The sequence below is a fragment of the Gilliamella apis genome (assembly GCF_002142155.1).
GTDB lineage: Bacteria > Pseudomonadota > Gammaproteobacteria > Enterobacterales > Orbaceae > Gilliamella > Gilliamella apis.
This window is the reverse complement of record NZ_NASD01000003.1, coordinates 46,186-65,517: the sequence shown is the minus strand read 5'-3', so window position 1 is coordinate 65,517 and position 19,332 is coordinate 46,186. Positions and strand designations below refer to the sequence as shown.

Annotated in this window: 16 protein-coding genes and 1 pseudogene; 9 read left to right on the top strand and 8 right to left on the bottom strand. The window is 33.8% G+C overall.

Going from position 1 to position 19,332, the window contains the following annotated elements; translation table 11 throughout:
- Nucleotides 1–26: 26 nt before the first annotated feature.
- The 3 genes from B6C84_RS02410 to ruvB all read left to right on the top strand — a co-directional run bounded on the left by B6C84_RS02410 (nucleotide 27) and on the right by ruvB (nucleotide 2,249).
- Nucleotides 27–365 carry a YbaB/EbfC family nucleoid-associated protein gene (locus B6C84_RS02410; RefSeq protein ID WP_065578932.1) on the top strand — a complete coding sequence of 113 codons (339 nt, stop codon included), beginning with the start codon at nucleotides 27–29 and terminating at the stop codon, nucleotides 363–365.
- 256 nt (nucleotides 366–621) lie between these two features.
- A complete protein-coding gene (ruvA, locus tag B6C84_RS02405) occupies nucleotides 622–1,230 on the top strand; it encodes a Holliday junction branch migration protein RuvA (protein ID WP_065612868.1) in 609 nt (202 codons plus the stop codon).
- 14 nt (nucleotides 1,231–1,244) lie between these two features.
- Nucleotides 1,245–2,249, top strand: coding sequence for a Holliday junction branch migration DNA helicase RuvB (ruvB, locus tag B6C84_RS02400; protein WP_065612869.1), 1,005 nt, complete (start codon nucleotides 1,245–1,247; stop codon nucleotides 2,247–2,249).
- Nucleotides 2,250–2,333: 84 nt separating this feature from the next.
- On the opposite strand, the gene cysK is transcribed toward ruvB, so the two are convergent.
- The 3 genes from cysK to yfbV form a co-directional block, all read right to left on the bottom strand.
- The gene (gene cysK, locus B6C84_RS02395) at nucleotides 2,334–3,299 is read right to left on the bottom strand and encodes a cysteine synthase A (protein WP_065651249.1); all 966 of its coding nucleotides are present in this window, start codon (nucleotides 3,297–3,299) and stop codon (nucleotides 2,334–2,336) included.
- 376 nt (nucleotides 3,300–3,675) lie between these two features.
- Nucleotides 3,676–4,182 (bottom strand): primosomal replication protein PriC, encoded by a 507-nt coding sequence (priC, locus tag B6C84_RS02390; RefSeq protein WP_165601670.1) that lies wholly within the window; start codon nucleotides 4,180–4,182, stop codon nucleotides 3,676–3,678.
- A gap of 10 nt (nucleotides 4,183–4,192) precedes the next feature.
- The gene (gene yfbV / locus B6C84_RS02385) at nucleotides 4,193–4,648 is read right to left on the bottom strand and encodes a terminus macrodomain insulation protein YfbV (protein ID WP_165754889.1); all 456 of its coding nucleotides are present in this window, start codon (nucleotides 4,646–4,648) and stop codon (nucleotides 4,193–4,195) included.
- 193 nt (nucleotides 4,649–4,841) lie between these two features.
- Here yfbV and B6C84_RS02380 point away from each other — a divergent pair, with 193 nt between their 5' ends.
- The 6 genes and pseudogenes from B6C84_RS02380 (at nucleotide 4,842) to B6C84_RS02355 (ending at nucleotide 15,619) form a co-directional block, all read left to right on the top strand.
- On the top strand, nucleotides 4,842–6,047 hold the full coding sequence (locus B6C84_RS02380) for an acetate kinase (protein ID WP_086320224.1): 1,206 nt from the start codon (nucleotides 4,842–4,844) through the stop codon (nucleotides 6,045–6,047).
- A gap of 69 nt (nucleotides 6,048–6,116) precedes the next feature.
- Nucleotides 6,117–8,267 (top strand): phosphate acetyltransferase, encoded by a 2,151-nt coding sequence (gene pta / locus B6C84_RS02375; RefSeq protein WP_086320225.1) that lies wholly within the window; start codon nucleotides 6,117–6,119, stop codon nucleotides 8,265–8,267.
- A 370-nt stretch (nucleotides 8,268–8,637) separates the two neighbouring features.
- Complete coding sequence (locus B6C84_RS02370; RefSeq protein WP_086320226.1) at nucleotides 8,638–9,114, top strand: toxin-activating lysine-acyltransferase; 477 nt, start codon at nucleotides 8,638–8,640, stop codon at nucleotides 9,112–9,114.
- A gap of 19 nt (nucleotides 9,115–9,133) precedes the next feature.
- Nucleotides 9,134–12,331 (top strand): autotransporter outer membrane beta-barrel domain-containing protein, encoded by a 3,198-nt coding sequence (locus tag B6C84_RS02365; RefSeq protein WP_086354061.1) that lies wholly within the window; start codon nucleotides 9,134–9,136, stop codon nucleotides 12,329–12,331.
- A gap of 310 nt (nucleotides 12,332–12,641) precedes the next feature.
- A complete protein-coding gene (gene guaA, locus B6C84_RS02360) occupies nucleotides 12,642–14,225 on the top strand; it encodes a glutamine-hydrolyzing GMP synthase (protein WP_086320228.1) in 1,584 nt (527 codons plus the stop codon).
- Between the two features lie 200 nt (nucleotides 14,226–14,425).
- Nucleotides 14,426–15,619: pseudogene (locus B6C84_RS02355) on the top strand (tyrosine-type recombinase/integrase).
- 13 nt (nucleotides 15,620–15,632) lie between these two features.
- Here B6C84_RS02355 and B6C84_RS02350 read toward each other — a convergent pair.
- The 5 genes from B6C84_RS02350 to B6C84_RS02325 form a co-directional block, all read right to left on the bottom strand.
- A complete protein-coding gene (locus tag B6C84_RS02350; RefSeq protein ID WP_086320229.1) occupies nucleotides 15,633–15,800 on the bottom strand; it encodes a helix-turn-helix transcriptional regulator in 168 nt (55 codons plus the stop codon).
- Between the two features lie 49 nt (nucleotides 15,801–15,849).
- Complete coding sequence (locus tag B6C84_RS02345) at nucleotides 15,850–16,095, bottom strand: hypothetical protein (RefSeq protein ID WP_086320230.1); 246 nt, start codon at nucleotides 16,093–16,095, stop codon at nucleotides 15,850–15,852.
- Nucleotides 16,096–16,251: 156 nt separating this feature from the next.
- Nucleotides 16,252–16,470, bottom strand: coding sequence for a hypothetical protein (locus B6C84_RS02340; protein ID WP_086320231.1), 219 nt, complete (start codon nucleotides 16,468–16,470; stop codon nucleotides 16,252–16,254).
- A gap of 708 nt (nucleotides 16,471–17,178) precedes the next feature.
- Nucleotides 17,179–17,763: a hypothetical protein gene (locus B6C84_RS02330; protein ID WP_086320233.1), complete on the bottom strand. Its 585-nt coding sequence runs from the start codon at nucleotides 17,761–17,763 to the stop codon at nucleotides 17,179–17,181.
- On the bottom strand, nucleotides 17,756–19,183 hold the full coding sequence (locus B6C84_RS02325) for an AAA family ATPase (protein WP_086320234.1): 1,428 nt from the start codon (nucleotides 19,181–19,183) through the stop codon (nucleotides 17,756–17,758). Before B6C84_RS02325 ends, B6C84_RS02330 begins: the two co-directional genes overlap by 8 nt.
- Nucleotides 19,184–19,332: the final 149 nt, after the last annotated feature.

Sequence of the window (19,332 nt, the reverse complement as noted above, 5' to 3'; positions counted from 1 at the left end):
TAAATGTTTTTTAATGAGGAATAATTATGTTTCCAGGTGGAAAAGGCGGTTTGGGTAATTTGATGAAACAAGCCCAGCAAATGCAAGCAAAAATGCAGCAAGCTCAGGAAGAAATTGCTAAATTAGAAGTTACCGGTGAGTCAGGTGCTGGTATCGTTAAAGTAACTGTAAATGGTGCGCATAGTTGTAAACGTGTGGAAATTGATCCATCTTTATTAACTGAAGATGATAAAGAAATGTTAGAAGATTTGATTGCGGCTGCTTACAATGATGCAACTCGTCGTTTAGAAGAAGCGCAAAAAGAAAGAATGGCTCAAGTAACAGGCGGCATGCAATTACCTCCAGGCTTTAAAATGCCATTTTAAGTTGAAAAATTAATCAGATATCGTCTTATACGTTTTGCCGACTAAGTCGGCAAAATTTCTTTTTATCTCCTGTCTATTTATACAGTTTTTCTTTATTAATTTTTTCCTATCAGGTAAACTAACTGATAATTACATTCAATTCACTTTCAATGTTGATTATATCAATTTGATTAATCTAGAATCTTAAAGATTGTTTAATTTAAGGTTATTTTAAGCAAACTTACTTAATCAACATTAAATTTATTAAGGATATATTGTGATAGGTCGTTTACGTGGAATCATTATTGAGAAACAACCACCTAAAGTATTAATTGAAGTTGGTGGTGTTGGCTATGAAGTTTTTATGCCAATGACCTGTTTTTATGAGTTACCCGACAATGGCAAAGAAGTGATTGTGTTAACTCATTTTGCTGTTCGGGAAGATGCTCAAGTGCTTTATGGTTTTAATCATGAACAAGAACGAGAGTTATTTCGTGAATTAATTAAAGTTAATGGCGTTGGCCCAAAATTAGCGCTGGCGATTTTATCTGGGATGTCAGCAGCGCAATTTATTAATGCTGTTGAACAAGGTGAAATTAAAACATTGGTCAAATTACCGGGGGTAGGGACTAAAACCGCTGAACGATTAATTGTTGAAATGAAAGATCGTGTTAAACGCTTTGGTGAAGAACTATCAAATGTTAACCCGGCTATTGATATTGGTGATATTAAAAAATCATCCAACCAAATTGAAAGTGAAGCAGTTTCAGCGCTTATTGCTTTGGGTTATAAACCACAAGAAGCCAGCCGTATTATTAGTAAAGTCATTAGACCAGAAATGGATTGTGAAATGCTAATACGTGAAGCATTAAAGTCAGTATTGTAAAGTAGGTATTGATAATGATTGAAGCGGATCGTTTAATTGCTCCACAGGCACAAAAAGAAGAAGAGTCTTTAGATCGAGCCATTCGTCCTAAGTATTTGGATGAATATATTGGCCAACCTCAAGTTCGTGAGCAGATGAAAATTTTTATTCAAGCTGCTAAACAGCGTAGTGACGCACTTGATCATGTTTTAATATTTGGTCCTCCAGGTCTAGGTAAAACTACATTGGCAAATATTGTTGCTAATGAAATGAATGTTAATTTACGTACCACATCAGGCCCAGTATTGGAAAAAGCGGGTGATTTAGCTGCTATGCTAACCAATTTAGAACCTAATGATGTGCTATTTATTGATGAAATTCATCGATTATCGCCAGTTGTTGAAGAAATATTATATCCGGCAATGGAAGATTATCAACTTGATATTATGATTGGTGAAGGGCCAGCAGCACGTTCAATTAAAATAGATCTGCCACCTTTTACCCTTATTGGCGCAACGACTCGAGCGGGTTCATTAACATCACCATTACGTGATCGTTTTGGTATTGTGCAACGACTTGAGTTTTATCGTGTAGAAGATTTGGAATATATTGTTAGCCGTAGTGCAAAATTTTTAGGTATGGATCTTTCTAAAGAAGGTGCTTACCTAATTGCCAAGCGTTCGCGAGGTACGCCACGGATTGCTAACCGTTTGTTACGGCGGGTTAGGGATTATGCTGATGTCAAATCTAAAGGCGTTATTGATGAACGAATTGCCACTCAAGCATTAGATATGTTAGATGTCGATAATGAAGGCTTTGATTATATGGATCGTAAGTTACTTCTGGCTATTATCGAGAAATTTATGGGTGGGCCGGTAGGATTAGATAATATTGCAGCTGCAATAGGTGAAGAGCGTGAAACTATTGAGGATGTGTTAGAACCATTTTTGATTCAACAAGGTTATATCCAAAGAACGCCGAGAGGCCGAATTGCCACACCTCATGCTTATCGACATTTTGGTATTGTTCAAGATGATTAACTAGACCAGCTGACTTTCAGTTTAAATTGCCGAATATTTGATAAAACACCGCCGATTGGCGGTGTTTTGCTTTTGTAGTATAAATTAACCGAGTTCTTTTTCAGTAAAAATACCACTGAATAAATCAGTACTAAGATAACGTTCACCTGAAGATGGTAAGATAACCACGATGGTTTTATTGGCATTTTCTGGTAGTCGCGCCAAGCGGTCAGCAGCAAATACTGCCGCACCGGATGAAATTCCCGCTAAGATGCCTTCTTTTTCCATTATTATACGCGCAGTATCGATAGCATCTTCATTGCTTACTTTTTCGACCAAATCAATCAAACTTAAATCTAAATTATCAGGAATGAATCCTGCACCAATACCTTGTATTTTATGTGGTCCTGGTTTGATTGGCTCACCCGCAAGGGCTTGGCTAATAACAGGTGAGGTACTTGGTTCAACCGCTACTGCAGTGATGTTTTTACCTTGTGTTTTTTTAATGTACTTAGTTACACCAGTAAAAGTCCCACCAGTGCCGACACCAGCAACAAAAATATCGACTTGTCCATCTGTGTCAAGCCAGATTTCTGGTCCGGTAGTTTTTTCATGAATTTCTGGATTAGCGGCATTACTGAATTGTTGTAGCATAATATTGTGTTTAGGATTACTGGCAACGATCTCTTCTGCTTTTTCGATTGCGCCTTTCATTCCTTTAGCTGCATCGGTTAGCACAAGATTAGCACCTAAAGCTTTTAAAAGTTTACGGCGTTCAATGCTCATGCTTTCAGGCATGGTTAAAGTTAATTTATATCCACGAGCAGCTGCAACCGCAGCAAGTGCGATACCAGTATTACCACTGGTTGGTTCGATAAGTTCAACATCAGGGTTTAATAAACCACGTTTCTCAGCATCCCAAATCATATTTGATGCAATGCGACACTTAATACTGAAACTAGGGTTACGAGATTCTACTTTGGCTAATATATTTCCTCGTCCGAAATGTTTTAATCGAACTAAAGGTGTATGGCCAATGGTCTGTGAATTATCATCAAATATTTTACTCATGTTTGAATCCTTTTTTATTGCCTAATGATAAATAGTATCACTTTGTTAAGATTAATATCATTATAAATATAACTATAAAAGATGAAACTAATTAATAATTATAACAATATGCATTTTGGTAATAAGCAATAGATTAAAAGAGCAAATACTTGAACATTATCATGATGAATAACGGATTAGCTTAAATTGGCATGTATATCTATCGCCAAATTACAGTAAGTCTACTAAATTTATGTTGTACATATAAAAAAGGTAATATAAATTAATATTTTGATAAAGAGTAATAATTAGCTAAAAGATAATTTCTTATCCGTATAGTAAACTTTTTAGAAAAAGTAATATTTTAAGCGCAATACATTGATAAAAATAATTCAACTTAATCGAAGACCTCATTTTCCATATCTAACTCAATTTTTTTAATCGCTTGTTCACAACGATATATTCGATTATCTAATGCTGCTATTTTTGTATAATCAATAGCCTCAGGTGATAGTTCTAATTCGTATTTCATCTCTTGCAATCGACGCAGATAATCTAAATGTCTGGAATGTTTTTCCGCAACGGTTTCTTTAATCACGTAACTGGTTGGTTGCTTACGTAAATGTACAGTAGCAAGTTCTCGACTTAGAGCAGTGATTTGGTCAATAAGTTTTTCTGATAAAAATTCAATTTGACTTAGTTTTTCGGTTAAAGCGGCATCACAGAGGGATTGATAAGTAAGCTTAATCTTATCGATATAAAATTGAAAATCGACTTCAATCTTACTGCTATTAAACAGATGTTCATCAAAATAGTGTTCTTGATAAGCAGGTTGATCAGCTAGGTTGATCTGTTGCTCAAGTTGATTGATCTGCTCTTTTAATTTTTCCAAAAAGTTCTGCATAAATATATCTTCATTGTTGGTTAGATGTATCATCATCTTGTCCAAAATAATTGCCTAAATGAATTTTAGATAGATTCATCAATTTCATTAATGCTTCAAACGTTAATTTTTCATTAGGATTGCGATTTGGACTGATTACTTTTTTTTCGATTAGTTGTAATTTAATACGGTTATAATCATCAACCAAATTTAGTGGTAATGGTGATTGAGCTCGATAGCCTAACCATAATATTCCTTGAATGGGTAAGCTCAAGGCAAATAAAATGGTAACAATAGTTACCGCTAATTGTGCCGGCAAATAATATTGCCAAACAATTAGGCCAATAATAATGGGTGGTAAGATTTTTTTCGTGGTTTTTATGTGGTTAATAATTTTTAGTTCCGGAAATGAATATGAAAGCGCCTTATCTTTGGGGCAAAGATCCATATATGTTTGACCTGCCTTAAATTTTTTAACTAAATTCATCTGATTTGGATTCCTCGACATTCACATTTTAATGTCTTAAAATAGTGTCATTCAAATTGGGGGCTCTCTTTATTTTATCTTAAAAACCAAGATATCAGAAGTCGCCTTGTATATCACATTGATTATTTAATCATGTGTAGAGTTACCAATTTTGATTGGTATAAATCTTTTTATTCAATTTATAGGAATTACTATGTCATCAAGTAATAACGCTCTTGTTCTGAATTGTGGAAGTTCATCTTTAAAATTTGCAATCATAAACCCTGAAAATGGTGATGAATTTTTATCTGGCTTAGCTGAATGTTTTCACCTTCCTGATGCTCGTATTAAATGGAAATTAGATGGTGAAAAGAAAGAAGCTTCTTTAGGTGCTGGTGCAGCGCATAGCGAAGCAATTAGATTTATTGTAAACAGTATTTTTCCACAAAAACCAGAATTATTAGATAGTATCAAATCAATTGGGCACCGTATTGTTCATGGTGGTGAGAAATATACCCAATCAGTTGTAATTGATGATTCAGTATTAAAAGGGATTGAAGAAGCAGCAGCTTTCGCACCTTTACATAATCCAGCTCATTTAATTGGTATTCGTGAAGCTTATGTTGCTTTTCCTCATTTAAAAGATAAAAACGTCGCAGTATTTGATACCGCATTCCATACTACAATGCCTAAAGAAGCATATTTATATGCAATTCCTAATGAATTATATACTAAACATGGTATTCGTCGTTATGGTGCTCATGGTACAAGCCACTATTATGTTAGCCGTGAAGCTGCTAAATTATTAAATAAACCTGTAGAAGAAACTAACGTGATTACTTGTCACTTAGGTAATGGTGCCTCTATTACTGCAGTTAAAAATGGTAAATGTGTTGAAACTTCAATGGGATTAACGCCACTTGAAGGTCTCGTTATGGGTACTCGTAGTGGTGATATTGATCCTGCTATTATGTTCTTCTTACATGACAACTTAAAAATGTCTGTTGCTGACATTAACAATTTATTAAACAAAAAATCCGGTTTACTAGGTTTAACTGGTGTTAGCAGTGACTGTCGTTATGTAACCGAAAATTACGAAAAAGATGAAAATGCAAAAAATGCCTTAGATGTTTTTGTTCATCGTTTAGTTAAATACATTGGTGGTTATGCAATGTTATTAGACGGTCGTCTTGATGCAATCGTGTTTACTGGTGGTATCGGTGAAAATGCAGAGGAAGTTCGTCGTATGGCTTTACAAAAATTAAGCTTACTTGGTTTTGAACTTGATCAAGAACGCAACTTAGCGGCTCGTTTTGGTAAAGGCGGTACCATTACTAAAGATGGCTCAGCAATCGCGATGGTAATTCCAACCAATGAAGAACTTGTCATTGCTCAAGATGCTGCACGTTTAACAGCTTAAAAGTTTTTAAAACCGCCTATAAGGCGGTTTGTTTTTTGGATTTAATAAAGAATTAAGAGGAAACAAATTATGTCTCGTACCATTATGCTGATTCCAACAGGTACTAACGTTGGTTTAACAGGTGTAAGTCTAGGTGTTATTCGAGCGATGGAGCGTCAAGGTATTAATTTAAATGTATTTAAACCAGTTGCGCAACCAAGAGCAGGTGGTGATGCTCCTGATAATACAACTACTTTAGTTAGCACAAACACATCCATTCCTACTTTAAAACCGTTAAAAATGAGTCATGTTGAGAACCTATTAGGTTTAAATCAACAAGATGTATTAATGGAAGAAATTGTCGCTCTGTATGCTGAAAATACCAAAGGTGCTGATGTTGTTTTAGTTGAAGGTATTGTACCAACAACTGATTATCCATTTGCTAATGAGTTAAATAATAACATTGCTAAAACACTTGGCGCTGAAATTATTTTTGTTGTAAATATGGGTAAAGATAATCCTGAACAGCTTAAAGATCGTATTGAGATTGCCCGTTCTAATTTTGGTGGCATTAAAAATGATAAGATTATTGGCGTCATTGTTAATAAAGTAAATGCACCGGTTGAAGAGCAAAATCTTGCTCGTCCAGATGTGGTTGAAATTTATCATACCCCTAAATTTGACGGTAAAAAAATCACAATTAAAGATTTAAATGAACACAGTCCTTTACCTGTACTTGGCTGTATTCCTTGGAATATTGATTTGAGTGCTTGCCGAGCAATCGATATTGCTAAACATTTTGATGCAAAAATCATTAATGAAGGTGCAATTAAAAATCGCCGAATTAAACACGTTTCTTTCTGTTCTCGTAGCGTCCAAAATATCATCAATCACCTGCAACCAAATGCGCTTTTAGTAACTTCAGCCGATCGTTCAGATGTATTGGTTACTATTAGTTTAGCCGCGATGAATGGTGTTGCTATTGGTGGGGTATTACTAACTGGTGGATACGAGATTGATGAAAAAGTGTATAAGTTATGTCAACCAGCATTTGATACTGGTTTACCGGTATTTACGGTTAAAACAAATACATTCCAAACTTCAATTAACTTACAACAATTTAATCTAGAAATCCCTGTTGATGACAAAGAGCGTATGGATAATACTCAAAACTTTGTTGCTGACCATATTGATGCAAATTGGATTAAATCATTAAATGAAGTTGTAAATTCTGCACGACGTTTATCTCCACCAGCATTCCGTTATCAATTAACTGAACTTGCTCGTAATGCGAAAAAAGTCGTGGTATTACCAGAAGGCGACGAACCAAGAACCATCAAAGCTGCTGCAATTTGTGCCGAGCGTAACATTGCAAAATGTGTGCTGATTGGTAATCCAGATGAAGTTCGTAAAGTGGCAGCATCACAAGGTGTTACCTTAGGTGCTGGTGTAGAAATTGTTGACCCTGATAGTATTCGTGAAAAATATGTACCACGTTTAGTTGAATTGCGTAAAAACAAAGGTATGACTGAAGTCATTGCTCGTGAGCAATTAGCGGATAATGTAGTACTTGGTACAATGATGCTTGAAGCAAACGAAGTTGATGGTTTAGTTTCAGGTGCGGTACACACTACGGCTAATACAATTCGTCCACCATTACAATTAATCAAAACTGCACCAGGAAGCTCACTTGTATCATCGGTGTTCTTTATGTTAATGCCTGATCAAGTTTATATTTATGGTGACTGTGCAATCAATCCAGATCCAAATGCACAAGAGCTTGCGGAAATTGCTATTCAATCTGCTGATACTGCAATTGCCTTTGGTATTGAACCACGTGTTGCAATGATCTCTTATTCAACCGGAAGTTCTGGTCAAGGTGCCGATGTTGAGAAAGTGAAAGAAGCAACTCGTATAGCACAAGAAAAACGCCCTGATCTAATGATTGATGGACCGTTACAATATGATGCGGCAGTGATGCCAGATGTGGCTAAATCTAAAGCTCCAAATTCACAAGTAGCGGGTAAAGCGACAGTGTTTATCTTCCCAGATTTAAATACTGGTAATACCACTTACAAAGCGGTACAGCGATCAGCTGATCTTGTCTCAATTGGTCCTATGTTGCAAGGTATGCGTAAACCTGTGAACGATCTATCACGTGGCGCTTTAGTTGACGATATCGTTTATACTATTGCATTAACAGCGATTCAATCCGCTCAAGAACAAAATGCTAGCAAATAGTTAAAATCTATGTTTTAATTTATGAGAGGTTTTTCTATAACCTCTCAATTTTCCTGTCTCACAAGTCTTATCTTTTTTATAAATGACAAAATTAGTTAAGGATGATGTAAGTTTTACATTGTTTAATGCTGTTTTTTGATCTTATTCTCATAGTTATTGAATAGTTTTTGGTTAATATTTAAATGTTTTTTTATTTTGACCTATATTTCTGTAATTCAATCATTTAGTTACATTTGCTGTTATGCCTTACCTCTTTAATTATTTAATTAAAAAAATGACGGTTTTACGTCTCTATTTCTACGTTAAAAAATTAGGTTTTATTTTTTCAAATAGATCAATTTCTCATTAATTTTATAAAAGGTAGAACGAAATGAACTGTCTTAATCATGACTCCATCAGAGTTATTGCACCAAATATATATCATGACACTTCATGGAATGAGGCAGAAGTATTAGGTGCCATGGTTTGGTTGTGGAACAGAAACTCATATTACCGAAATACAGCCATAAACTCGGCGGTGGAAATATTACTACCTATCATTCAGTCTAAAAATTTCATTTTACTCATTAAAAATAACCGACCATTGGGTTATCTCAATTGGGCTTATTTGAACTCAGAAGAAGAATATAACTACTTAAATAAAAAAGATAATTATGTGAATTTTGTTCAATGCAATACCAAAGATGATAGCAAAAATTTATGGATTTTATCTTTTTTTTGTCCATTTGGATTGAATGAATCTCTCTTAATCAAATCAATATGTAAAAAAGTCCTAAAAAATAATCTCTGCTTTTTTGGTTATCACAAATCGAAAACAAACACTGTTGTAAAAAAAGTTCAATGTTAGAGTCTATAAGGATTAAATTATGAATCGAATATACCAAACTAAATATAATTTTATTACTGGTACTAGCATAGTTTGTTCTGAATTGACACGACGTGTTAGTAAAGTAATGATAACGGTTTCAATTTTATCTGCCTCCGCCTCATCTTTTGCTTTAGATTGTACGCCGAGGGCTGATGGATCTTATTTAGTCGGTCAAAATAGCCCTAGTTGCAATAATATAAAGTCGGCAACTGTAACACAAACAGGTAATGCAAGTTTCTATATTTTAACAAGGAGTAAATTGCATGAACAACTTAATGTTGGCGATACAACTCTTACCGCAAATGTTAACGGCAATTATACCGGTTTAGGTAACCAATATACTTATGGTGTTTATGGTAGTTCAATTAATGCTGGTAATTTGAATTTTACTATTAATAATAATGGTAATGTGGTGGGGTTGATTACCTACAACAACGTAGATATAACTGCTAAAGATGTTGCATTAAATATAACTGATAATTATACCCGTGGTCAAAACTCTAGTGGTTCGGTTCAAGCTTATGGAATATTAGCAGGCTCTTCCATCAATTCAGATGAAGGAAACGCCTATAATGGTAAATATAGCACAATTACAGTCGATAAACTGACAATCAATCAAACAACATCAGGAGGTAAAACTTCACCGTTATTAAATAATGGTATTCGCGCTATTCAAGGTGCATATACTAATAGCGGCGATGGTTCAACCGGCCGAGTTATTGTTAATGATGATTTGGATATGACGTTGACAGGTAATCGTGCTGTAGGTATTTATGTATCTGGTAATGCAACCAATTATAATGGAGCCAACGAAACAGGTTCTAATGGTCAATTGACGCCAATAGTGATTTTAAAAGGTGCTAAAAATAGTATTGTTTTGAATAAAGGTAGTGATAGTTCATCATTAGATTGGGACAGTAGTGGTATTAAATTAGGTAAGGCACGTAATATGGGAGAAGGGCCCGGTATTTTAGAATCTCACGGCGAACTCACCATTGATACGACTAATGCTTTAAATGGTTCTGGTATCAAAATGATACGAAATTCTTTATTGAAAGCTGATTATGATACTAGTTCGACAATTATTAAAACCAATGGTTATGCACTTGAAATAGGTACCCATGATGATACTAATTCAAATGGCGAGTTTGAACAAGCTGCCTCACATAATGTTAGTGCTAGTTTTAAAAATGCCATATTTACTACTAATGGTACCAGTGCTGATCCAGCTATTAGTGGTTCTGTAGGTCGTAAAGATTTAATATTTGTCGATCAAGGGCAAGTCAATACCGTTTTATCATTTAGTGGTGATAAAACAGATCTTACGGCAAATGATTCTGGTTATATTATTAATGTGAGTGGTAATTATACCGCTTCTGGATATCAATTCTTTTCTAACACTTATGATCAAGCTGGTGATGAACAGGGCCATGATGCCTATCTAGCGTCATCGGTAACCTTTAATGCTTCTGATAAGGGTAGTATGACTGGGTTAGTTTATAAAGGTTTGGTTAAAACAGAAGAGGGTGAAGTATTAGATACCGATAAAACACCATCACTTAATTTAAACTTAAAAAATGGTTTTACTTGGAATTTGAAAGCAAATGGTACTAATAAAACCGCATTATTTGATAATTTGACCTTAGCAAATGGTGCAGTACTCAATGCGGCATTTGATAATGCCGGCGGCAATGAATTTGTTTTACAAGGTAATGTTATCAATGATGGTGGCATTATCAGTATGGATAACCGTTCTCATGGAGAATATAATGATATTTTAACCATTCAAGGTAACTATTTTGCATCCAATAATGCGATAGTTAAGATGAATACATTATGGAATAATGTAAGTGATACTTATGCAAACAATTCGCAATCAGATTTACTGAAAATTACTGGTGATGTTAAAGGTTTGACCAAAATCATACCAGTTGATACCAATGGCGATGAAAATGTTATTGATGGCAATATACATCAAGTTGCTACAGTATTGAATAGTACACCGATTATTAAAATAGAAAAATCAACCACCGTAAACAATTTTATTGGCGATGCTCAAACCAAAGGTGCGACTGAAATTCAATTAGCAAAACGCCAAACAGCTAATGGTGATGAATACTATTGGACTATGGATGCTGCTAAGCAAACAACACCATCATCATCACTAGTCCCTCCGGCGCCACCAAAAAAAGTGATTTATTCACATGCAGTGGCCGGATATGTTTCAATGCCACGAGTAAATCAAGAGCAAGGTCTATTAAGTGTTGGTACTTTGCATGAACGTAGAGGTAGCTATACCAATTTTAATTTAGCAAAATGTAGTACCTGTGATAACTATCTAAGTGAAACATGGGGAAGAATATTAGGAAAACATCTAAAATTAGATGGGAAAAAACGGCTGAATTTAGATACTGATGTCTATGGATTACAACTTGGTCATGATCTGGTAAATAATTTATTTGCCGATGGTAGCCACAATTATATCGGTGCCTATTTTTCATATACTAAAGCCAATACTGATTTTTCCGATAAATATCGTGCAGTTAATGGTTTAATTGCTCATAACAAAAAAACAGGTAAAGGTAACTCGGAAGCATTTAACCTTGGATTAACTAATACTTATTTTTCAGTTGATAATAGTTACATCGATTTAGTAGGCCAATTCTCGGCATTACGAAACAAATATGATGCGCATAAAAGCACTAGTTCAATTCACCAAAATGGCTTTGGTGTAGCGGTTTCCGCAGAAGCTGGATCTGCTTTTAATTTTGGCCAAAATGATATTAAGCAAAGCGATTGGTCAATAGAACCACAAATGCAACTTGTCTATCAGTATATTAATTTGGATAACTTTAAGGATAAATATCGAAGTGTGGATCAAAATAACCAAAAATTACTTCGTGGCCGCATTGGTGTTCGATTGGCTTACAATGATCAGGTTCAATCGGAACAAAGATCTTCTCTTTATACTATAGCCAATGTTTGGCACGATTTTATTAAACCAAGTAGTATTGAAGTGGGTAGAGATCGTTTAAGTGAAAAATATAACAGTAGTTGGGGGGAAATTGGTTTAGGCGCAAAAACACCAATAGTTAAAGATACCTATTTATACGGTGATGCGCGCTTGGAACATAATTTTAGTAGTACTAAACATCAAGGTTATCAGGGTAATATTGGTGTTGAGCACAAATGGTAGTATCAATGGTAATACATAAAGTTGCTTAGTTTTATCTACTAATATATACATAGTAATTTGCTTTATAGTTACTATGTATATATTTTTTTATTCTTCATAAACTATTTTGAAAAATTTCCCACAACTATTACTTCAAGTGCCTATAGAATTATTTCCATTACGCAGTTCATTTCTCTAAGCAAGTTATCGATATATTAATACATAGACACAATATACAAAAAAAATACTGCTAGGCTATTTAAGCATAATGATTAGATGATACAATAGCCACCAACTTTTATATTAGCCCATATTTTAGGAATTAAGATTGATGAATAAAGACATCCACCAGCAGCGTATATTAATTTTGGATTTTGGCTCACAAGTAACGCAATTAATTGCTCGACGAGTTCGTGAAATCGGTGTTTATTGTGAACTTTGGCCATGGGATGTTTCGGAAGAAAAAATCAAACAATTTAATCCTAAAGGTATCATTTTATCGGGTGGTCCCGAAAGTACTACCGAGCAAAATAGCCCTCGTGCACCTGAATATGTGTTTAACGCAGGCGTGCCGGTATTAGGTATTTGCTATGGTATGCAAACAATGGCGATCCAGTTAGGTAAGGGCGGAGTCGTTACTGCATCTAATCAACGTGAATTTGGTTATGCTAAAGTAGATATTGTTGCAAAATCAAAATTAACAGACGGAATTTTAGATAGCATTAATGATCAAGGTATTAATCAACTTGATGTTTGGATGAGTCACGGTGATAAAGTAACCTCATTACCTGACAGTTTTAACTTAATCGGTCAAACAGAAACCTGTCCATTTGCAATCATGGCAAATGATGAAAAACAATTTTATGGTGTACAGTTTCATCCTGAAGTTACTCATACCGTTAAAGGATTTGAACTATTACAACGCTTTGTTATCGATATTTGTCATTGTGAAAAATTGTGGACACCTTCTTCAATTATTACTGATGCAGTGGCTCGTATTAAAGAGAAAGTTGGTCAAGATAAAGTATTATTAGGTCTATCTGGTGGTGTTGATTCTTCGGTTACTGCACTATTATTACATCAAGCCATCGGCGATCAGTTAACCTGTGTTTTTGTGGATCATGGTTTATTACGTTTAAATGAAGCACAGCAAGTGATGGACATGTTTGGTGATAAATTTGGTTTAAATATTATCGCTGTTAATGCTGAAGATCGCTTTATGGCGGCACTAAAAGGTGAAGCAGATCCTGAAGCAAAACGTAAAATCATCGGTCGTGAATTTGTTGCAGTTTTTGATGAAGAAGCAGCAAAACTTAAAGATGTAAAATGGCTTGCTCAAGGGACTATTTATCCCGATGTTATTGAATCAGCAGCTGCTGACACAGGTAAAGCACATGTCATCAAATCTCACCATAATGTCGGTGGTTTACCTGAAGATATGAAAATGGGCTTAGTTGAACCATTACGTGAATTATTCAAAGATGAAGTACGTAAAGTTGGTTTAGAACTTGGTTTACCATACGATATGCTATATCGTCATCCATTCCCTGGACCTGGTTTAGGTGTACGCGTATTAGGTGAAGTGAAAAAAGAGTACTGTGATTTATTAAGACAAGCGGATGCTATCTTTATCGAAGAACTTTACAAAGCTGAACTATACCACAAAGTTAGTCAAGCGTTTACCGTATTTCTACCAGTACGTTCAGTTGGTGTTATGGGCGATGGTCGTCGCTATGATTGGGTTGTCTCGCTACGTGCCGTAGAAACCATCGACTTTATGACCGCTCATTGGGCTCATCTTCCCTACGACTTTTTAGGAAGAGTATCAAACCGTATTATCAATGAAGTTAATGGCATATCACGCGTGGTCTATGATATCAGTGGCAAACCGCCAGCGACTATAGAGTGGGAATAATTGCATTTAATATCATGTAATCTCATATTGTCTTTTTTTGTTATTTTAAGCCTTGTTTTTCAAGGCTTTTTTATCTCACCCAGTCTTATTTTGTCTCATTTAAGCTTACTTTTTTTGACGGTAGCTTTGATGGTATCGTAATTTTAACATAGAATGTTTTACTAAAATTACCGACATGAATGACGGTATCGGAGATTACTATGTTAACAGAAACAAAGCTTAAATCAATAAAACCAAAAGATAAACAATATAAACTTCCAGACCGCGATGGGTTGTATGTTGCTGTATCTAAATCGGGAACATTATCTTTTCGTTATGATTACCGGATTAACGGGCGACGAGAAACAATTACTTTTGGTAAGCATGGTGAATTATCACTATCTGAAGCAAGAGATAAACTACTTGAAGCAAAGAAGTTAATTGCAAATGGACTTTCACCGGCTAAGGAAAAGCAAACAAGAAATAATGATGTTTTTGGGTATTGGTTGGACAAATGGTTTAATGATGTTGATTATGCAATTAGTACCAGAGATGTAGTGCAAGGGATAATCGCAAGAGATGTTGCTCCAAAATTTGGTAAATTGTTATTGTCATAAATAACACCAACAATGTTGAGGCAATATTGTGAGAAAATCAAAGAACGCGCGCCTGTAACGGCAGTAAGAACACGTGATATTGTGGGGATGGTTTTTACGTATGCGAAAGCAAGAGGGGCTAATTATGAAAACCCGGCTGATTATGTAAAAGGAGCTTCAATAGCGACTTTCGCGCCAAGAGACAGAGCGTTAACAAAGCAAGAAGTGGGTATATTTTTTAACACATTGAAAATTAGCAAAACGTCTCTTCAATTAAAGATCGCATTAAAGCTAATTATGCTAACAATGACAAGAAAAAGCGGAATAGTTGATGCGACGTGGGATGAAATAGATTTTAAAAATGCGGAATGGACAATCCCTGCCGAACGCATGAAAGCGAGCCGGCAGGGGGCAGGTAGGCCTCATGTTGTTTATTTATCTAAGCAAGCTATTGATTTATTTATGCAACTAAAGATATTATCAAGCGAATCGCCATTTGTTTTACCAAGCTTTGGGCAATCAAAGTACGGGAATATATCTAAATCATCAATAAACAGAGCATGCACACACACTATTCAATTAGCCCAAAAAAACGGTTTTAATCTCGGTGATTTTACTGTGCATGATATGAGAAGAACTGCATCAACTCACTTACACGAGGCCGGTTACAATTCGGACTGGATAGAAAAGGCTTTAGCTCATGAGCAACGAGGTGTTAGAGCTGTTTACAATAAAGCTGAATACTCAGAGCAACGGCGAAAATTATTGCAAGATTGGGCTGATATGATAGATAAGTGGACTATTGAATATACGAGTTAGCCTTTTCTTGCAATCAATTTTTTACTTGAGCTTCTTCCCAGACGACCATTTTGGCTGATATTTTTATTGGTTTTGGGAAGTTTTCTGTTTGTATTTTTTTATATATTGTTGCTCGGCTAAAGCTTGTTATAGATTTTACGCCTTGCAACGATACTGCTTTTGTTAAAATAATTTTTTCCATAATTACCTCTGATTCTCTCTCATCAACAAATAACACTCAGCAATAACAATTATCTCTCTTTGCTTTTTTGTGTAGCTAGTGCTTTTTTAACAGTGTCTTTTACTAGCTGTCTTTGACACGCTCTTTTATATTTTTTTTGGAACGTTTTAAAATTATTTCCGTCCCGATTAGCGTCTTCTACAAAAACATCATCATCAGCGCCCTCGCATTTATTAAAATACTCTCCAAACGCGGTACAGATAGAATCATATTCAGCCTGAGTTACGCTGATTGTTACCGCTCTACGTTTTTTCATTTGATTTCCTTAGAATTTTGGCGTTAATTCATTAGAGTTATCCCCCTCAGTGATGGGGATATTGTTTAATACTCTTCGATTTTTAACGTCATTTAAAAATTGTTCTAGCGTTGGTTGTGTCATAATTTTTCCTTGATTTGGATAGGTTAGGGTGGGTTAGTCGTTATCTAGCACGATTTTTGTTTTTATTTTAGGGACTCTCATTTGATAATCCATATTGATATAACAATGCCCATCTCTGAGTCTTATCGCATAGTATGAATTGTTTTTGTCAATCGCTTTGATATAGTTATCATTTTCATATATAAATGTTTCACCTGCTTGTAGGTCATAAAACATAGTACTCTCTGTATTAAGCCCTTTATCAATTTTCATATTTGTTTTCCTTGTTCAATAATTCATCAAACCCGTTTTTCAGCTCCTCATAAAAATTTGTTCCACCGTTATAAAACATGCTGACAAAATCAATAGAGCTATCGGAATTTCTAATGAATTTATTACCATAGCAGCACTCCTCTGCAACGTAATTATCAAATCTGTAGATTACATTTTTATAAAAACAATATTTAGGCAATCCATTCACTTCATCTTAGTTAACCTTTTGCCAGTGTTGCCTTTTTCCGTAAGTTACCAAAAGGTCTTCTTGGTAAGTTCGGGCAATTTTGTATGCTCGGGTCTAAACAGTAATAACAGTGACGCTAACACTATTACCAGCTAACTAAGTCCGTCTTTGCTAATTTTTAAAGAGCTATCACTTATGTGATTTTTATCCAAAACCGTTCTAACTTTCATATGACTAGAACTGTCTACTTGAATCTTGCTACCTAATTAGTAACTCGTAGTATTGCTAATTGGTTAGTAGGTTGATTTGTTTTGATGTATTAATATTACAGTTAAAACTGTTTGATATAAACAGATAAAACTGTATTTTTGGCTGTAATTAATCTAACTGATTATTTTTTAATCAGAAAGGTGTTTTAAAGTTGTGGTGGGGATTTTAGGCGTGAAAAAAGCCCCAGAAGGGGCTTTATTTTATCTCGAATGAACTAAGCAGCTTCAACTAGACTATTGTAAATACACGGACTAAAAATTATTGATGAAGTTATCTAAATTTTGAATTTTAAAGTTATCTTTATTCAATAATCTTGTAGGTAATGAAGATTTTATATTCGATTTTAATAAATCTAAGTATCTTACAAGATCAAGATTAGGTTTTTTATTATAAACTATTAAAAAATGCCATTTATCTGTATTTTCATGAAATATGGTTTTAGGTTCCAGATCGTTTTTAATTGAGAGTAATAATAATAAAGTATCTTTGTATTTTAAAGCAAAATCATTTACTTTAATATTCTGAAGTAGCTTGGGATAGTCTCCTTTAACTGGACAAGATTTTGCTTGTTCACAACAATTAATCTGTTGTTTTATTTTCTCTCTAATATTTCTATCTTCAGAATTTAAATCACTGAATTCGGTAAAATATAGATTTTCATCTTTTTCTAATAGAAAATCAACAGACTTTAAATTATCACAATTACAATGTTTTTTTAACCCATTATCATTATCAAGCAAATAACCATTAGGTAATCGTTCTAGCAATTCCTCTGTTATATCTCTAAATTCTGGATCTATTTTTTTAAAAAAATTATTTAATTCAATTTTAGCCATTTTCTTCTAAAAACATCTGTAAAAAAGATTCACCTAAATCATCTTTTATTGCTGTAATTTTGTTGGATATACTTTCTTCAGCATTGATCGAACTTCCTTCGGATGATAGTTGATTAATTGCAAAATGTTCATTGTTTACTAAATCTTGATTTTTATTAATTAACAATTCGATACACTTAATCATATCAATACTATGAGTAGCTATTACAACGTGAACGTTTAATTTTGATAATTCTAATAAACATTCAACCATTATTTTTTGCCAATTCGGGTGCAGATTAATTTCAGGTTCATCAATAAATAAATAGCTACCATCAGAAATAATACCTTTATCTAACAATAAAGATAACATTCCCAAGTTTGTCGTTCCTGTAGAAGTTAGATAAAGTGAAAAAGCTGTGTTTTTGCAATTTTCTTCTTTAAAAAAGATATCCCCACTTTCAGATATGTCAAATTTTCCACCAATTGCGCTTTTTAGGTTAGAAGATATTTTTTCAAATTTAGAAACTATAGGTGATAATGTATAATTAACCTCTAATAAATTTGATAAATCAAAGAAGTATTTGGGAATTCCTAGTAATTCTTTTTGAAAAAATTTAGAACGAATAGACCTATTAATCAATTGGTTTCTTTTAATTAAATTTAAAGCAGGCCGTATTTTCCAAAATATAGGGGATTCTATATATACAATATTGTTGAGTTGTTGAAACTCATCTATACTAGAACGATTCAGTTGAAATGCAATTTGGTCTTGTGCTTTTTCTTTATTAAATTGCACACTTATTGTGCCTAGTTTTTCAAAATCAAAAGAAAATTCTTTATTGTTATGATAATTAACTAATTGGGATAATTTAGAAAGTTGAAAATTTTCTTGCAATTCAAATCTAAGATCTTGTTCAATTGATTTTGCTATATTTTGTTCGGGATTTTTAGCTAAATTAGTTAAATTGAAAATGATATGCTCTAATACATCTAATTCTCTAACGAAAGAACTCTTTTTTTTCTTATTACCAAGCTCTTGTTTAAAATCATTGAAATTATTTATTATGTTATCTAATTTTTCTTCTATTTGTTTTTTTAGCAAGAATTGTTCTGTTAAATAATGAGCATTAATATTGCTTTGTATAAAATTAACACAATCATCAATTGATTGTTTCATTAATGTTAGGGATAAAATTTCTTTTTTATTGAGTGTTTTATTTGATAATATGTCATTTAAGAAATAGTCAGTTTCTCCAATATATTTTAATAAATCTTTTGTCAAATGATCTTTATTTATTGTATTAAAGAAACTATAAAAAGCCCTAGTTACAAAACTTTTTCCGCATCCATTTTTCCCTGCTATAACAGTAAAATTACTTAGTACTATGTTTGCGTTTTGAATTTTGCCAAAGTTTTTTATGTTAACATTAAACTTCATATGAGTTTATTTCTCTTAAGTGATAGTTGCAGTATCATTTTAAATGAATTATTAGATCAACTGATTATATCAATTATGATATACTATCTTAAATTTTTATGAAACATAAAAATTTAATTTACTCAATATTTCTATGTTTTATAACATTA

Bases quoted from the DNA above. Each gene is read 5' to 3' on its own strand.
- B6C84_RS02410 (WP_065578932.1), top strand. From the start codon at position 27: ATGTTTCCAGGTGGAAAAGGCGGTTTGGGTAATTTGATGAAACAAGCC.
- ruvB (WP_065612869.1), top strand. From the start codon at position 1,245: ATGATTGAAGCGGATCGTTTAATTGCTCCACAGGCACAAAAAGAAGAA.
- cysK (WP_065651249.1), bottom strand. From the start codon at position 3,299: ATGAGTAAAATATTTGATGATAATTCACAGACCATTGGCCATACACCT.
- priC (WP_165601670.1), bottom strand. From the start codon at position 4,182: ATGCAGAACTTTTTGGAAAAATTAAAAGAGCAGATCAATCAACTTGAG.
- yfbV (WP_165754889.1), bottom strand. From the start codon at position 4,648: ATGAATTTAGTTAAAAAATTTAAGGCAGGTCAAACATATATGGATCTT.
- B6C84_RS02380 (WP_086320224.1), top strand. From the start codon at position 4,842: ATGTCATCAAGTAATAACGCTCTTGTTCTGAATTGTGGAAGTTCATCT.
- pta (WP_086320225.1), top strand. From the start codon at position 6,117: ATGTCTCGTACCATTATGCTGATTCCAACAGGTACTAACGTTGGTTTA.
- B6C84_RS02370 (WP_086320226.1), top strand. From the start codon at position 8,638: ATGAACTGTCTTAATCATGACTCCATCAGAGTTATTGCACCAAATATA.
- B6C84_RS02365 (WP_086354061.1), top strand. From the start codon at position 9,134: ATGAATCGAATATACCAAACTAAATATAATTTTATTACTGGTACTAGC.
- guaA (WP_086320228.1), top strand. From the start codon at position 12,642: ATGAATAAAGACATCCACCAGCAGCGTATATTAATTTTGGATTTTGGC.
- B6C84_RS02350 (WP_086320229.1), bottom strand. From the start codon at position 15,800: ATGGAAAAAATTATTTTAACAAAAGCAGTATCGTTGCAAGGCGTAAAA.
- B6C84_RS02345 (WP_086320230.1), bottom strand. From the start codon at position 16,095: ATGAAAAAACGTAGAGCGGTAACAATCAGCGTAACTCAGGCTGAATAT.
- B6C84_RS02340 (WP_086320231.1), bottom strand. From the start codon at position 16,470: ATGAAAATTGATAAAGGGCTTAATACAGAGAGTACTATGTTTTATGAC.
- B6C84_RS02330 (WP_086320233.1), bottom strand. From the start codon at position 17,763: ATGGCTAAAATTGAATTAAATAATTTTTTTAAAAAAATAGATCCAGAA.
- B6C84_RS02325 (WP_086320234.1), bottom strand. From the start codon at position 19,183: ATGAAGTTTAATGTTAACATAAAAAACTTTGGCAAAATTCAAAACGCA.